Raw genomic sequence first — 13,614 nt, 5'->3', positions numbered from 1 at the left:
GGCGGCGTTCCTTCCAGGCTATACGTACGACACACGCAGCTGGATGCAGTTACCAGTCGGTGGGCGCGTAGTCCTTCAGGAACTGACCCCAGACGTGATCGCCGGTGTTGATGCCGTGGATGATCGGGTCGACGATGCGGGCGGCGCCGTCGACGATATCCAGCGGCGGATGGAAGCGCTCTTCCTTCACTTTCTTGGCCGCGATATCCGCCGGATCCTCGTCGGTCACCCAGCCGGTGTCGACGCTGTTCATGTGGATGCCGTCGTTCTGGTAATCCGCTGCCGAGGTGCGCGTCATCATGTTCAGCGCAGCCTTGGCCATGTTGGTGTGCGGGTGGCGGGTGGTCTTGAAGTTGCGGTAGAACTGCCCCTCCATCGCCGAAACGTTGACGATGTGCTTGTCACGCTCGGGCGTGCGCAGCATCAGCGGCTTCAGGCGCGCATTGATGATGAACGGTGCGATGGCGTTGACCAGCTGGGTTTCCAGCAGTTCCACCGAGGGCACTTCGGCCATCAGCATGCGCCAGGAGTTGCGCCCGCGCAGATCCACCTGCTGCAGGTCCTGGTCCAGGCGACCTTCCGGGAACAGATGCTGCTGCGCCACCAGCTCATCGTCCAGCAGCGGCACCTGCGACAGCTCGGCAGCACGGGTCAGGCCGTTGGCGGCATTGAAGTCGCGGCCCTGGACCACCGGCAGCGCGGCCGAGGCGGTGGTGCCGAGCAGTTCGGCGCTGCGCAGGCCTTCGTAATCGCCGATCAGCTTGCGCAGCGTGTCCGGCACCTCGTGCAGCGGCGCGGTTTCACCGGCCATCATGTGCGCATAGAACTGCGGCGGGCGGCGCACGGTCTGGCAGGCGTTGTTGATGATGAAGTCCAGGCGCGGGCGGGTGGCCAGCAGTTCGCTGCAGAAGGCTTCCACGCTGGGGGTGTGGCGCAGGTCCAGGCCGTACACCTGCAGGCGGTGGCCCCATTCGGCGAAGTCGGGCTCTTCGGCGTAGCGCGCGGCCGAGTCACGCGGGAAGCGCGTGGTCACGATCAGCTCGGCGCCGGCGCGCAGCAGCTTGAGTCCGGCCTGGTAGCCGATCTTGACCCGGCCACCGGTCAGCAGCGCGACGCGCCCGCTCAGGTCGGCGGTTTCGGTGCGCTTGAAGAAGTTCAGCTCGGCACAGGCCGGGCACATCTGGTCATAGAAATGGTGCAGCTGGGTGAACTTCTGCTTGCACACATAGCAGTGGCGCAGCTCCGGGGAATGCACCGGCTCCGGCGCGGCGGCGGCATGCTCGCCATTGGAGGCGTCATGCAGGCCGGCGGCATGGGGCGGGAAGTAATTCGGGGTGCTGAACACGGGCTTGCGGCGCAGGGCGCGGATGCCGGTCTGCTCCAGCAGGGCCTCGGCCTTGGCCACCTTTTCCTGGTGGCGCTGCTTGGCCTGCTGTTTCAGCTTCGCCCGCCGCGCCTTGGGCTCGGGGTGGTAGACCTTGGCCACCACCTGGTGCAGGCGGGTACGGTCGGCGTCGGGCAGCGTATCGAGCACGCTGCGGTCGGCTTCGATGGCCTCCAGCAGGTCCAGCGCGGCGCGCAGCCGGTCGGTCAGGGGCAGGTCGTCGTCGGCAAGGGGCAGGGCGGTGGTATTCAATTCGGGTCCGGGAAAAGCAGCAGGAAGACAGGCAGGCGGGCGCCGCGCGGTGGCCCCCGACGGGGCATGCGCCGGCAGGCCGGGGCAAACGATGGGCGGCTATTGTCCCTGATCCTGGGATTTGGTGCTGAGCGGCGCCCATCCCTGGCTCCACATCCGCTCCACACCGCGCCCCATAGAGTGGCCTCCACCCAATCGATGGCCCTTCCCCGTGAGCCTGCAGACCTCCGTGTCCCTTCCGCTTCCCCGGCGCCCGTTGCCGGACAGTTGCCACTTCGAGCTGCTGGATGTGAGCGCCCTGCAGGACCCGGGCAGCGGCCGTATCGTGCATCTGTACTCGATGGTGGCGCGGTGCCTGTCCTGTGAGGTGGTGTTCAACGCCCGGGAAGGGGAAGGATTCGTGAGCACCTCGGCGGCGCGCCTGCTGCGCTGCCCCACCGGCTGCGGCGAGCAGTCCCTGAAGGGGGCCGCATTGCGCCAGTGGCGTGCGGCGGGCGTGTGCGGCACCTGATCCGATCCGGGCAGCCGCATGAGCATGCGGACACGCCGTCGCAGGGTGCAGATCTGCCGGCCGATGAGCACGCCAGATAAGAACAACGTCCAGCCCTGATCGGGCACGAACGCCGCGCTCGCTCAGCCTGACGCGAGCGAGGCCTGCAGCGCAGTGGCCAGCGCGGCGTCACCATTCACCAGTTCGGCCCACTTCAGGGTGAGGCCATTCCGTTTTCCCTTCGGCACCAGCTTCAGGCCGTCGGGATCGATGGTCAGCGTGTACGCCTGGTCGCCGATCTTGACCTCCCGGCGCACGGGTTTATCGAGTGGGGTCATGGGGGATCACGGCTTCGGCGGGGATTCGCGCTTCGGCTCCGCGCTGGTCCCGGTGCCGTGCCCGGAGTCCTGCGCCTCGGAGGCGGCCGTTCCACTACCGCCACCGGGCACGTTGCGCGACGTATCGCCCGCGGCCGGGGCGGTGGCAGGCTGCTCGATCGTATCGGCGTGCTTGCCTTGATCAGTGTGCTCGGCCTGGCTGCAGGCAGACAGCGCCATCGTGGCAAGGGCGGTGATCAACAAGGTGCGCATGACGATTCTCCGGGAGGGATACCACTCCGGTTTGTAACGTCGAGGCTGTTGCTGATCCGTGATCACCTCGTTGATCACTCTGTGACGACAGCGGCATGGAGTACCCTTGCCGCCGTCGATGCTTAGCCGTTCCGTGGTCTGCGGGCGGGGAGCCGGCGTGTTACGGAGCAGAGTAGACATCATGAGTATTCCCGAGGGAGTGGACGAGAACCGGCGCGGGCACGGCCTCACACGACGAGGCTTCCTTCTTGCGGTTGGTTCGGTTTCGCTGCTCGCGGCCTGTCGTGATAAAGCGCCTGCGGTGGCAACGCCCGCCGCAGCAGCGCCGGCGGCCAGGACCGATACCGCCTTCCTCTCGCTGTCCCGCGCCCTGACCGACAAGAACGACCTCGACCCGGCCACGGCCGAACGGATCGAAAAGGCGTTTGCCACCCTGCAGCCCGACCTGCATGCGCAGTTTCCTGCCCTGGTCACGCTGGCCGGGCAGGTGAGCGGTGCCACGGCGTTGGTCGCCGCCGCCGGCGAGGCCCAGCCCGCGGCCCTTGCCATCATCACTGCCTGGTATACCGGCACGGTGGGCAAAGGGGTCCATGCCGTGACCGTGTCCTATCGCGATGCGCTGATGCAGCGCTGCGTGGACGATGGCCTTTCGCCACCGACCTATGTCCAGGGCGGACCCGCCTGGTGGACCGCTGAGCCGCCGGCCCCGATTCGAGCCCACGCATAAGCCTGCGCGGTTCTCTTTTCCCTGTTACTGATCTGGAATCCCTCTCATGAAAGCTCCGGTTTTCCGTGATGGCGACGTCGATGCCGACGTCGTGATCGTCGGCTCGGGCGTCGTCGGTGCATTGATCGCCCACCAGCTGGTGCGCGCCGGCAAATCGGTCCTGGTCCTCGAGGCCGGGCCCCGCTTGAACCGCTCCGATGTGGTCGAGAACTGGCGCAACGTCAGTTTCGAGCGCCGTATCGGCAGCGACTTCCAGGGGCCATTTCCGCAATCGAAATTCGCGACGGCGCCGCTGTATTTCCCCGCCAACGACTACGTCGGGCTGACCGGGCCCGATGCCAGCAGCTTCCATCAGGGCTTCATCAAGGCCGTCGGCGGCACCACCTGGCACTGGGCGGCGTCGTGCTGGCGCCATCTCCCGGTCGACTTCAAGATGCAATCGGCCTATGGCGTCGGTCGCGATTGGCCGATCAGTTACGAGGACATCGAGCCGTACTACTGCCGTGCCGAGGAGGCCATGGGCGTGTCCGGGCCGAACGACCCGGCGCAGCAGAGTCCCTCGGAGCGCTCAAAGCCCTACCTGGCTGACATGATTCCGTGGGGCAACGGCGACAAGGTGTTCGCCGAGGTGGTCAATCCGCACGGCTACAACCTGGTCCCGATTCCGCAGGGGCGCATGATCAAGCCGTGGAATGACCGGCCTGCCTGCTGCGGCAACAACAACTGCCAGCCGATCTGCCCGATCGGGGCGATGTACAACGGCGTGCACACCGTCCAGGCCGCCGAGGCGCTGGGCGCCAAAGTGTTGGCCGAATCGGTGGCGTACAGGATCGATACCGACGACCAGAACCGGGTCACCGCGATCCACTGGTATGACAGCGACAAGGTGAGCCACAAGGCCACCGGCCGCAGTTTCGTGATCGCCTGCAACGCGCTGGAAACACCGCGCCTGTTGCTGCTGGCCGCCAACGAACAGAACCCGAACGGCATTGCCAATTCCTCCGACCAGGTCGGCCGCAACATGCTGGACCACTCCGGCTTCCACTGCTCCTTCATTGCCGACCGGCCGATCTGGCTGGGACGTGGTCCGGCGCAGTCCAGCTGCATGGTCGGGCCTCGCGACGGGGCGTTCCGCTCGGAGTACTCGGCGACCAAGATCATCCTCAACAACATCAGCCGCGTGGCGATCGCCACCGACCAGGCCTTGAAGATGGGGCTGGCCGGTGAGGCGCTGGATGCGGAAATCCGCCGCCGTTCTATCTACGGGGTGGACCTGTCGATCAGCCTGGAGCCGCTGCCGGATCCGAGCAACCGCCTGACGCTCTCCAGGACCCGCGTCGATGGTCATGGCCTGGCCTGCCCGGACATCCATTACTCGCTGGGCGATTACGCGCGCAAGGGCTACGACAAGTCCTGCGAGCAGCTGCGGCACATCGGCAAGCTCTTCAATGCCGAAGAGTTCGTCATCACCACGGCGCTCAACGCCAACAACCACATCATGGGCTCGACCATCATGGGTGCCGACCCCCGGGATTCCGTGGTCGACGGCGACTGCCGCGCGCATGACCACCCGAACCTGTGGCTGCCGGGTGGCAGCGCGATGGTCTCGGCCAGCGTCGTCAACAGCACCCTGACCATGGCTGCGCTGGCGCTGCGCGCGGCCGATGCGATCGAGCGTGCCGCATGAAGACCTTCCTCCTTATCGCGTTCGGCCTGCTGGCCGGTGGCAGCCAGGTTGCACGCGCCGACGAGACGGTCGAGCGCGGTCGCTACCTGTCCGTGGCCGCCGATTGTGTGGCCTGCCATACCAGCCCGAAGCAGGGCAAGCCGTATGCGGGCGGTTATGCGATCGCCTCGCCACTGGGCGAGATCTGGGCCAGCAATATCACCCCGTCCAAGAGCCATGGCATCGGCAACTACACGGAAGGCGATTTCGCCAAGGCGGTGCGCGAGGGCGTGCGCAAGGACGGCGCGCATCTGTATCCGGCGATGCCCTACACCTCGTACGCGAAACTGACCGACGAGGACATCCACGCGCTGTACGTCTATTTCATGCAGGCCGTCGCGCCGGTCGATGAAGAGGCGCAGACCACCGAGCTGCCGTTCCCCTTCAGCGTCCGCTCGTCGATGGCGGTGTGGAATCTGCTGTTCCTGGACAAGACGCCCTTCAAACCTGATCCGGCGCAGAGCGCGCAGTGGAATCGCGGCGCCTATCTGGTGGAAGGGCTGGCGCACTGCTCCAGCTGCCACAGCCCGCGCGGGTTGATGATGCAGGAGGTGGGTGGCAAAGCCTTCGCCGGCGGTTCGTTGGGTGACTGGTATGCCCCCAACATCACCTCCCATCCGATCAGCGGCATCGGCGGCTGGAGCGATGACGAACTGGCCCGATACCTCAAGACCGGCCGGGTGGAGGGCAAGGGACAGGCCGGCGGCGGCATGGCCGAGGCGGTGACCAACAGCCTCTCCAAGCTGCGCGATGAAGACATCAGCGCCATTGTGACCTACCTGCGGACCGTGCCTGCGGTGGCCGACAAGGACGCCACCCGTGCCGCCTTCGCCTGGGGCGATGCCGCCAAGGCGCCCGGTGAGCAGCCGGTGCGCGGCACGGACGCGCCGGTCACCTCCGGTGCGGTGCTGTATTCCGGCCTGTGCGCCAGCTGCCACGGGCCGCAGGGCGAGGGCAGCAAGGACGGCTATTACCCGTCGCTGGTGCACAACAGCACCGTCGGCATGACCCGGCCCCAGAACCTGGTGGCCACCATCATCGGCGGCATCGACCGCGAGGTGGATGGCCAGCATGTGGTGATGCCGCATTTCTCCGAGGGCTCTTACGTTCAGGCGTTGAGCGATGCCGATATCGCCGCCGTTGCGACATATGTACGGACCAACTTCGGCCCCGGTGATCAGGTGACGGAAGCGCAGGTCGCGCTGATCCGAGACGGCGGTGAGAAGCCCTTGCTGGCGAAGATCGCACGCCTGTGGCTGCCGCTGCTCATCCTCGGGCTTGCGGCGTTCGTGGTGGTGATCGCGATGGTGCGACGCGCCTGGAAGAAACGCAGGCTGCGGAGGGCCTCAGCATGAAATACACCCCCTGTCTGATCACCCTTGGTCTGTTGGCGGCCGCGACCAGCATGCCGGCCTGGGCGGCCGACGCCGAGGCGCCCAAGCCGAAACCGGTGGATACCATCGCCCAGACACCACTGAGCGCGGCGTGGGCGGCCCGGATATGGCTGCAGGACCGCGGTGTGACCCCGAGCGCCCGGATCGTGGTCGCCACCGGCGTCAACAGCGACGGCTACAAAGGTACTGGCTGGTCCACCGCCGAGCACGTCGACGTCGGCGCGTTGATCGACACCGGCAAGGCCTTCGGTGTGGACGGCACGATGCGCGTGGTCTTTTCCGACCGCTTCGGCAACGCGGTCAACGACCGCTCCACCGGCTCCTACGTGCAGAACCAGGCCTTCTACGGGCAGGGCCAGAACCTGCGTTTCAATGAACTCTCCTACGAGCGCTGGCTGCTGGACAAGCGCTTGAGCCTGAAAGGCGGCTTCTACTCGATGGGCAACGACTTCGGTGGTCTGCCCTATACCTGCAATTTCAACAACAACGGCCAGTGCGGCCACCCGCTGGGGCCGATCTACAGTTCCGGCTGGCTCGACAACCCGACCGGCCAGTGGGGCCTTCGGGTGAAATGGGCCGACCCTTCCGGCTGGTACGCCCAGACCGGCATCTATGACGTCGTGCCGATGCGCAAGCAGGCCGGCAGCGGCTTCCGGGTGTCCGACCGTGGCAAGACCGGTCTGTTCCTGCCTGTCGAAGTGGGCTACAGCCACGGCAACACCGCCGCGCATTACGGCGGCACCTACAAGGTGGGCTACTACCTGGACACCTCCAACGCCGACGATATCGGCAATCCGGCGGCGCCACGTGCCTCCCATCGCAGCGGCTCCTACATCCAGCTGGCGCAGCGCGTGCTCAAACCCGAAGGCGACACCGTGCGCGGGGTGTCGGTGTTCGGCGTGGCCACGCGCGCGGATGCAAAGACCGGCCTGATGCGTTACTCGTGGGAGGCCGGCCTGAGTTGGCGCGGTGTCGTGGCCTCGCGCGAAGACGACGTGCTCAGTCTCGCCTGGACCCGGCTGGACATCTCCGACCGCCTCGCCCAGTACCAGCGCATTACCGGCAAGGACGTGCAGAGCAACGAGCAGTTCGTCGAGCTGAACTACGGCGTGCAGGTCACCCCGTGGCTGATCCTGCGGCCCGCGGTGCAGTACGTCGCGCGGCCGGGTGCGTATGACAGCCGCCCGGACAGCTGGGTGTTCACGCTGCAGGCGCAGGCGACGCTGTGAGGGGGGCGACAGGGCGCCCGTAATGCAGGCGCTCTGTCCCGGGACCATGCGACCGCACGGTCGGTGCGGTCGCGACGCTGCGGCTTCGCTGGGGCTCTAGGCCTGCTGTGCGTTGCCCGTTTTCCCCGGTCCTGTGGCCAGCGCTTCTGCCACCCGTTGCTGCAACACGCGGATGTCGAAGGGCTTGGACACGAACGGCACCCGTTGATGGGCGCGTGGCACTATCTGGTGATAGACCGCGGAGGCGAACAGGAAGGGGGTGCCGGTGGCGGCCAGTCGGTCGGCCACGGGGAAGACCGATCCGTCGCGAAGCTCCACGTCGAGGATGGCCGCATCGAATCGTTGGCCGGTGAGGGCGCTGAGCGCATCCGTCACGGAATCAGCGGTGACCGCCGTATGACCTGCCTCCTGCAGCACTTCGATGAACAACCGGGAGAGCTCGGCGTCGTCTTCAACAACCAGTACGGTACGGCCTGTAGGTACAACAGTGGAACGGTTCATGGGGGTGGGACAAAAGAAGAGGCCTCCATGGTGTGCCTGCACGCGTCAAGGACGAGGGAAGGGCCGTTGCCTGTCCGTTGACACGCGCCGGCCGGCAGCCGCCGCCGCGGCCGCCGGAGGCGTAAAATGGCCAGCCGCTGACGCTGACGAGTGCCCTTCCCATGCCCTATGCGACCCGTGACGCGATCCAGCGGCTGCGCGAGCAGATTCCTTCGTTCCGCTGCGTGGTGGGGTGCCACGACTGCTGTGGGCCGGTCACCGCCTCCAGCGAGGAAGTGGCCCGCCTGCCGCTCAAGAGCGATGCCGAGCATGCCGCCGCCCTGGAAGCGCTGAGTTGCCCGTACCTGGGCGCCAATGGCTGCGAGGTCTACGAAGAGCGGCCGTTGATCTGCCGCATGTTCGGGACCACGCCTACGCTGCGCTGCCCGAACGGCCAGCGACCGGTCTACATGCTGGATGAAAGCGTGGAAGCCGAGATCCACCAGTTTCTGCGCAGCACCCGCCAGGTCCTCATCTGACGGGCACTGTGGCTGTGCGGGACGCCATGCCCTCAGCTCGACCTGCGGGCGCGGGCGCCCAGACGCCAGACGGCGAGGCCGCCGTACAGCGCCAGCAGCGCCGCCAGCGTCCATATTTCGTGGCTGACTTCGCTGAGGCTGGCATCCATCTGGTTCAAGCGCACCATCAGGTTGATGCCGGGCGTGGTGGGCAGCAGGTGCGCCAGCGCGACCAGTGCCGGCGGTGAGGTGACCGCTGGCCAGGACAGGTTGGCCAGGAAAAACAACGGGATCGAGCAGGCGATGACGACCTGGAACGCACGCTCGCGGGTGGCGAAAAAGCTGCCCACGAACAGGCCGAACGCCACCGTGGCCGCAATGAACAGGGTGCCGCCCAGCAGCTGCCCGAGCGGATTGCCACCGCGCGGATAGTCCTGCACCCACGCGGTGAACCCGGCGTAGTAGAGCAGGCCGAGCAGGCCGATCGCACCGAAGCCGACGGCCATCCCGGCCAGCGTCGGCAGGTCGAAACGCAGCCGCCGGCCCAGCGCCAGCCGCCGCGCGCCGAGCAGCACGCCGATGCCCATGAGCAGCGTCTGGTGCACGATCAGTTCGGCCACGCCTGGGACGATCGCGCTGCCGTAGCCCTCCTGGGTGTTGAACAGCGGCCGCTGCACCAGGGTGATCGGCGGTGCCTGCGGCGCGCCCATGAAGGCTGCCTGGGACACCGCCGCTTCCCGGGCGAACGCGGTGAGGGCATCGGCCACGCCGCCAAGCACCCAGCTGGCGCGGCCCAGGTAGGCGCCGTTGCCCATCAGCACCAGATACCCGTTGCCCCCACGCAGGATGTCGCGCTCGAGGTTGGCGGGGATCAGCAGGATGCCTTCGGCCCGGCTGGCTTCCATTTCATCCCGGGCCTGGTCGATGCTGGCCGGCTGGTCGACGATGCGCACCGTGCGCAGCGCATCCACGCGACGCAGCAGTTCCCGGCTGGTCGCGCTCTGGTCGTGGTCGACCACCACGATGGGCAGGTTGGTCGCCACCTGGTGGCGGTAGGCGGCCGGGTAGAAGAACGAGTACAGCACCACCGCGCCCACCATCAGCACGACTGCGTAGCGGTCGGTGAGGACCGTGCGCAGGGTCAGGCGCAGGCTGGTGCCGAAGCGGCTCATGCGCTGGCTCCGGAGGCCGCGCCCGGCGTACCCGGATCGGCAGCCCGCGCGACGGCGATCAAGCGCCACCCCCCGATGCCGCCCGCCACCAGCACCATCAGCAGCAGGGTACCCAGTGGCCACAGGGAAACACTCCACGGGGCGCCGACGAACTGCTGCTGGGTCTGCAGTTTGACGTAGGCGGTCAGGGGCAGCAGCGCGTTCCAGATGCGGGTGAACAGTGGCGCATCCACCACCGGGAACGTCGCCCCGGAAAATGCCAAGGCAGTCCCGATGCTCAGGCCGATCGCGGAGAGCGCGCTGCCCATATCGCGGGTGAGCCCCACGAACAGCAGCGCCACCGCCGCACAGGCCAGATAGAACAGCGGCTGGCCCAGCATCAGCAACAACGTGCTGCCGGCGATGCCGTCGCCACGGACCCGCGCGAGGTAGAGCACACCGAGCGCCCCGTAGGCCGAAAACAGCACGACATAGGGCGCGATCTTGCCGACGATGGCCGACCACGGGGCGTCACCGAGCCACGCGCGCAGGTGCCCGTCGCGCACTTCGCGGCCCAGGCTGGCCGCAACCGCCAACGCCAACCCCAGCGACAGGACAGCCGGGAACAGCAGCGGCAGCAGGAACAGCTCATAGCTGCGTGCCGGGTTGTGCAGGATGTCCGACTGCACCGCGATCGGCGGCGCGCGCAGCTTGGCCGGGCCCACCTGCTTGGCGATGCGCCCGCCCAGCAGGCGCGCATTCCAGGCGCTGACGGCTTCAACGATGTCGCGCACGGCGGACTGGCCAGTGGTGAGGTAGGTGGCGTTGTAGTACGCGAACACCGTGCCCTGTTCGCCACGCAGGGCGTTGCGGGTCGCATCGCGCGGCACCAGTACGACGGCGAACACGTCCAGCCGCCGCAGCTGCGACTGCGCATCGGCCAGACTGATCGGCTGGCTGGCCACGCGCACCCCGGGGCTTGCATCGAGCATCCGGGCCAGCTGCCGGCTCTCGGCGCTGCGGTCCAGATCGACGACGGCGATCGGGATATCGCGCATCACCGAGGCCGCGAACAGCCAGGCCATCACGCCCAGCATCAGCGCTGGCAGCAGGGTGACCAGCAGCAGATCGGCACGATCCTGTCGCAGGTGCTGCAGCTCGCGCTGCAGCGAGGCGGTGATGCCCACCCACGCCCGGCGGTTCATCCCTGCGGCCACGCGAACAGCACGCTCATCCCCGGCCGGAAACCTTCGATGGGGGCGACCGGGCGCAGCCGGATCTCGAAGCTGCGCACGTCATAGCCGGACGACTGCCGGGTGGCGCGCCAAGTGGCGTAGTCGCCCGCCGGATTGATGAAATACACCTCGAAGTCGGCGTTGCGGTCCAGCGCGGGAACGCTGCCGTGCAGGCGGCTGCCCACCTTCAGGCCGCGCATCTGCGACTCGCGCAGGTTCACCGAAACCCACATGTGGTCGATGTCGACCAGGGTGAAGACCGGGTAGCCGGCCGGCACCAGCTCGCCGATATCGGACATGCGCTTGTTGATCTCGCCGGCCACCGGCGCGCGGCCGTTGACCTCATCGCGGGCAGCGTTGACCTCGGCCACCGCGCCCTGCGCCTGGCGGACCTGGCCCTGCGCGGCGCGCTTGTCCTGGTCACGGGCGCCGGCCAGCGCCTGGTCGTACTGCGCCCGTGCGGCATTGGAGAGCTCGCGCGAACTGCGCGCCTGCGCCAACGCTTCATCGCGCTTCTGCCGGGTCATGACCCCTTCGTTGAACAGGTTCTGCACGCGCTGATAGGTCGCCTCGGCCAGGGTGGCACCGGCTTCGGCACGCTTCCAGTTGGCCTGCGCAGCGCGGATATCCTCGCTGCGTGCACCTTCGTCGGCCTTGTCGGCCACGGCACGCGCCGCTTCCAGTGCACCATGCGCCTGCTCTTCCTTGGCCGCCACTTCCGGACTGTCGAGCACGAACAGCACCTGGCCGGCCTTGACCCGGTCGCCTTCGCGCACCTTCAGCTCGGCAAGACGCGCGGTGATCTTCGCGGCTACGTTGATGGTGTCGGCGTCGGCCATGCCCTGCAGCTGCTCGGCCGGGGTGCGCCAGGCCAGCCAGAGGCCGACCACCACGACGACCAGCAGGGCCAGGCCAATGAGGATGCCCGCCTTGCGCTTCTTCGGCGGCGGCGCGTCGGCCGCGGCCTGCAATGTGTCATTCATGCGCGATCACCTCGTCGCCCCGGCGGCGGAATTCTTCGTATCGGTCCATCTGTCCACTGATCTCCAGCAGCTGTGCCAGCGCTACGTCGTATTGATAGGCGGCCTGCGCGCGTTCCACCTGCGCGCCCCCCAACCCCAGCCGCGCATCGATCACGTCCAGCGAGGTCGCCTGGCCTTCGCGGAACGCCAGCTCCTGAAGGCGCAGGTTCTCACGGTTCTGTTCGATGCTGCTGTCCAGCAACAGGAACTGCTGGCGGGCGGTGTCCAGTTCGTACCAGGCCTTGCGAACGCCCAGCGTCACCTGGTTCTCGGCCTCGCGCAGGCCGGCTTCAGCCTGCTCCTGCTGCGCGCGGGCGGCGCTGATCTGGGCCGGGCGCGAGCTGGGCGAGAGGAAGGTGTACTTCAGGCCGATGCCGAACGCCCAGTCCGGATCGGTCAGCATCTCGTCGCGACGGCGGAAATCGTACTGGCCGAACAGGAACACGGTGGGTTTGAGCTTGGCCTGCTGCACGCGCACGCCTTGTTCGGCCTGCGCCACCAGGGCGCGCAGCCGGGCGATCTGCGGCTGCCGGGCCTGGGCCTCGCGTTCGAAAGTGGGCAGTGCACCGATCGGCGCGCGATGCACGAACAGCGGCGACACCGGGCGGACCTCGCCGCCACTGCGGAGCAGGGTGGCCAGCGCTGCCTTCAGGGTCTGCAGATCGTTGAGCGACTTCTGGTAATCGCGCTCGGCCTTGTCACGGGCCACGTTGGCCTGCAGGCGCTGGGCGCGGGTGGCAAAGCCCTCGCGCTCAAGCTTCAAGGCGTCGTCGAGGTGGCGCTGCAGGCCATCGCGGACATCCCGCCGCACATCGACGGCCTGCTCGGCAAGGCGCTGACCAAAATAGGCCTGGGCCAGCTGCACGCTCAGCGATTGCCGCTGCGACTCGCGCTCGGCACTGGCCTGGTCGGTCGCGCCGGCCGCCGCCTGCTGCGCCGCCGGGATCAGCCCGCCGGTATACAGCGGCAGCACCGCGGTCACCACCGGGCGGGTACGCCAATCGCGCTCGGTGAACTGCAGCGGCGAATCGATACCGAAGGCTTCGGCAACCGGGGCCAGCGAACCCAAGGGAAGGGTGAGGGTCTTCTGGAACTGCAGGCGGCGCACTTCACCGGTGATTTCCGGCAACCGCAACAGGCGGGTGGCGTCCTGCAGGTCCTGTTTGTTGCGCACCGACGCGTCGGCGGCGGCCAGCGCATCGGAGACCTGCTCCAGCCGCTGCTGGGACTGCTGCCAGTCCAGCGCGGGGATAGCGGCGGCGCCCGGGGCGGGCTGGGCGATGGCCAGGCCACTGAAAAACAGCAGGGAGAGACTGGAAAGTCCTTTTAACGCGCGCGTTGGCGGCCAATGCCGGCTCACGAGGGGGCAGCTCCGTGGGGTGTGACGGCAAGAGGGTAGTGTGCGTCGCGTGAAGT

General features: G+C 67.6%; 14 protein-coding genes. 6 read left to right on the top strand and 8 right to left on the bottom strand.

The annotated features are described in order from the left end of the window. Positions 1 to 49: 49 nt before the first annotated feature. Positions 50 to 1,636 (bottom strand): SDR family oxidoreductase, encoded by a 1,587-nt coding sequence (locus tag BIZ42_RS00420; RefSeq protein ID WP_070425180.1) that lies wholly within the window; start codon positions 1,634 to 1,636, stop codon positions 50 to 52. Between the two features lie 211 nt (positions 1,637 to 1,847). Here BIZ42_RS00420 and BIZ42_RS00415 point away from each other — a divergent pair, with 211 nt between their 5' ends. Further along, positions 1,848 to 2,147, top strand: coding sequence for a hypothetical protein (locus BIZ42_RS00415; RefSeq protein ID WP_070425179.1), 300 nt, complete (start codon positions 1,848 to 1,850; stop codon positions 2,145 to 2,147). A gap of 122 nt (positions 2,148 to 2,269) precedes the next feature. On the opposite strand, the gene BIZ42_RS00410 is transcribed toward BIZ42_RS00415, so the two are convergent. After that, positions 2,270 to 2,464 carry a hypothetical protein gene (locus tag BIZ42_RS00410; RefSeq protein ID WP_070425178.1) on the bottom strand — a complete coding sequence of 65 codons (195 nt, stop codon included), beginning with the start codon at positions 2,462 to 2,464 and terminating at the stop codon, positions 2,270 to 2,272. A 6-nt stretch (positions 2,465 to 2,470) separates the two neighbouring features. Continuing rightward, the gene (locus tag BIZ42_RS00405; protein ID WP_070425177.1) at positions 2,471 to 2,716 is read right to left on the bottom strand and encodes a hypothetical protein; all 246 of its coding nucleotides are present in this window, start codon (positions 2,714 to 2,716) and stop codon (positions 2,471 to 2,473) included. 181 nt (positions 2,717 to 2,897) lie between these two features. On the opposite strand from BIZ42_RS00405, the gene BIZ42_RS00400 reads away from it, so the two are divergent. The 4 genes from BIZ42_RS00400 to BIZ42_RS00385 are packed head-to-tail and all read left to right on the top strand — an operon-like array spanning position 2,898 to position 7,792. After that, the gene (locus BIZ42_RS00400) at positions 2,898 to 3,443 is read left to right on the top strand and encodes a sugar dehydrogenase complex small subunit (RefSeq protein WP_083279917.1); all 546 of its coding nucleotides are present in this window, start codon (positions 2,898 to 2,900) and stop codon (positions 3,441 to 3,443) included. A gap of 46 nt (positions 3,444 to 3,489) precedes the next feature. Continuing rightward, positions 3,490 to 5,130 (top strand): GMC family oxidoreductase, encoded by a 1,641-nt coding sequence (locus BIZ42_RS00395; protein WP_070425175.1) that lies wholly within the window; start codon positions 3,490 to 3,492, stop codon positions 5,128 to 5,130. Then, positions 5,127 to 6,524 carry a c-type cytochrome gene (locus BIZ42_RS00390; protein ID WP_070425174.1) on the top strand — a complete coding sequence of 466 codons (1,398 nt, stop codon included), beginning with the start codon at positions 5,127 to 5,129 and terminating at the stop codon, positions 6,522 to 6,524. Before BIZ42_RS00395 ends, BIZ42_RS00390 begins: the two co-directional genes overlap by 4 nt. Further along, the gene (locus BIZ42_RS00385) at positions 6,521 to 7,792 is read left to right on the top strand and encodes a carbohydrate porin (RefSeq protein WP_070425173.1); all 1,272 of its coding nucleotides are present in this window, start codon (positions 6,521 to 6,523) and stop codon (positions 7,790 to 7,792) included. The genes BIZ42_RS00390 and BIZ42_RS00385 overlap by 4 nt, the downstream gene beginning before the upstream one ends. 96 nt (positions 7,793 to 7,888) lie before the next feature. Here the strand turns inward: BIZ42_RS00385 and BIZ42_RS00380 are convergent, their stop codons facing one another. Beyond that, positions 7,889 to 8,293 (bottom strand): response regulator, encoded by a 405-nt coding sequence (locus tag BIZ42_RS00380; RefSeq protein ID WP_070425172.1) that lies wholly within the window; start codon positions 8,291 to 8,293, stop codon positions 7,889 to 7,891. A gap of 161 nt (positions 8,294 to 8,454) precedes the next feature. On the opposite strand from BIZ42_RS00380, the gene BIZ42_RS00375 reads away from it, so the two are divergent. Further along, positions 8,455 to 8,811 carry a YkgJ family cysteine cluster protein gene (locus BIZ42_RS00375; protein WP_019183696.1) on the top strand — a complete coding sequence of 119 codons (357 nt, stop codon included), beginning with the start codon at positions 8,455 to 8,457 and terminating at the stop codon, positions 8,809 to 8,811. A gap of 32 nt (positions 8,812 to 8,843) precedes the next feature. Here BIZ42_RS00375 and BIZ42_RS00370 read toward each other — a convergent pair whose 3' ends face one another. The 4 genes from BIZ42_RS00370 to BIZ42_RS00355 are packed head-to-tail and all read right to left on the bottom strand — an operon-like array spanning position 8,844 to position 13,504. Then, positions 8,844 to 9,962, bottom strand: coding sequence for an ABC transporter permease (locus BIZ42_RS00370; RefSeq protein WP_070425171.1), 1,119 nt, complete (start codon positions 9,960 to 9,962; stop codon positions 8,844 to 8,846). Beyond that, positions 9,959 to 11,146: an ABC transporter permease gene (locus BIZ42_RS00365; RefSeq protein WP_070425170.1), complete on the bottom strand. Its 1,188-nt coding sequence runs from the start codon at positions 11,144 to 11,146 to the stop codon at positions 9,959 to 9,961. The genes BIZ42_RS00370 and BIZ42_RS00365 overlap by 4 nt, the downstream gene beginning before the upstream one ends. After that, the gene (locus tag BIZ42_RS00360; protein WP_070425169.1) at positions 11,143 to 12,159 is read right to left on the bottom strand and encodes an efflux RND transporter periplasmic adaptor subunit; all 1,017 of its coding nucleotides are present in this window, start codon (positions 12,157 to 12,159) and stop codon (positions 11,143 to 11,145) included. The genes BIZ42_RS00365 and BIZ42_RS00360 overlap by 4 nt, the downstream gene beginning before the upstream one ends. Then, positions 12,152 to 13,504, bottom strand: coding sequence for a TolC family protein (locus BIZ42_RS00355; protein ID WP_235318882.1), 1,353 nt, complete (start codon positions 13,502 to 13,504; stop codon positions 12,152 to 12,154). Before BIZ42_RS00355 ends, BIZ42_RS00360 begins: the two co-directional genes overlap by 8 nt. Between the last annotated feature and the right edge of the window lie 110 nt (positions 13,505 to 13,614).

Source organism: Stenotrophomonas sp. LM091 (assembly GCF_001806305.1).
In the GTDB taxonomy this organism is placed as follows: domain Bacteria; phylum Pseudomonadota; class Gammaproteobacteria; order Xanthomonadales; family Xanthomonadaceae; genus Stenotrophomonas; species Stenotrophomonas bentonitica_A.
The sequence above is the reverse complement of the archived record's forward strand: the minus strand, read 5'-3'. Positions and strand labels throughout refer to the sequence as shown.

Bases quoted from the DNA above. Each gene is read 5' to 3' on its own strand.
- BIZ42_RS00410 (WP_070425178.1), bottom strand. From the start codon at position 2,464: ATGACCCCACTCGATAAACCCGTGCGCCGGGAGGTCAAGATCGGCGAC.
- BIZ42_RS00405 (WP_070425177.1), bottom strand. From the start codon at position 2,716: ATGCGCACCTTGTTGATCACCGCCCTTGCCACGATGGCGCTGTCTGCC.
- BIZ42_RS00400 (WP_083279917.1), top strand. From the start codon at position 2,898: ATGAGTATTCCCGAGGGAGTGGACGAGAACCGGCGCGGGCACGGCCTC.
- BIZ42_RS00395 (WP_070425175.1), top strand. From the start codon at position 3,490: ATGAAAGCTCCGGTTTTCCGTGATGGCGACGTCGATGCCGACGTCGTG.
- BIZ42_RS00390 (WP_070425174.1), top strand. From the start codon at position 5,127: ATGAAGACCTTCCTCCTTATCGCGTTCGGCCTGCTGGCCGGTGGCAGC.
- BIZ42_RS00385 (WP_070425173.1), top strand. From the start codon at position 6,521: ATGAAATACACCCCCTGTCTGATCACCCTTGGTCTGTTGGCGGCCGCG.
- BIZ42_RS00380 (WP_070425172.1), bottom strand. From the start codon at position 8,293: ATGAACCGTTCCACTGTTGTACCTACAGGCCGTACCGTACTGGTTGTT.
- BIZ42_RS00375 (WP_019183696.1), top strand. From the start codon at position 8,455: ATGCCCTATGCGACCCGTGACGCGATCCAGCGGCTGCGCGAGCAGATT.
- BIZ42_RS00370 (WP_070425171.1), bottom strand. From the start codon at position 9,962: ATGAGCCGCTTCGGCACCAGCCTGCGCCTGACCCTGCGCACGGTCCTC.
- BIZ42_RS00365 (WP_070425170.1), bottom strand. From the start codon at position 11,146: ATGAACCGCCGGGCGTGGGTGGGCATCACCGCCTCGCTGCAGCGCGAG.
- BIZ42_RS00360 (WP_070425169.1), bottom strand. From the start codon at position 12,159: ATGAATGACACATTGCAGGCCGCGGCCGACGCGCCGCCGCCGAAGAAG.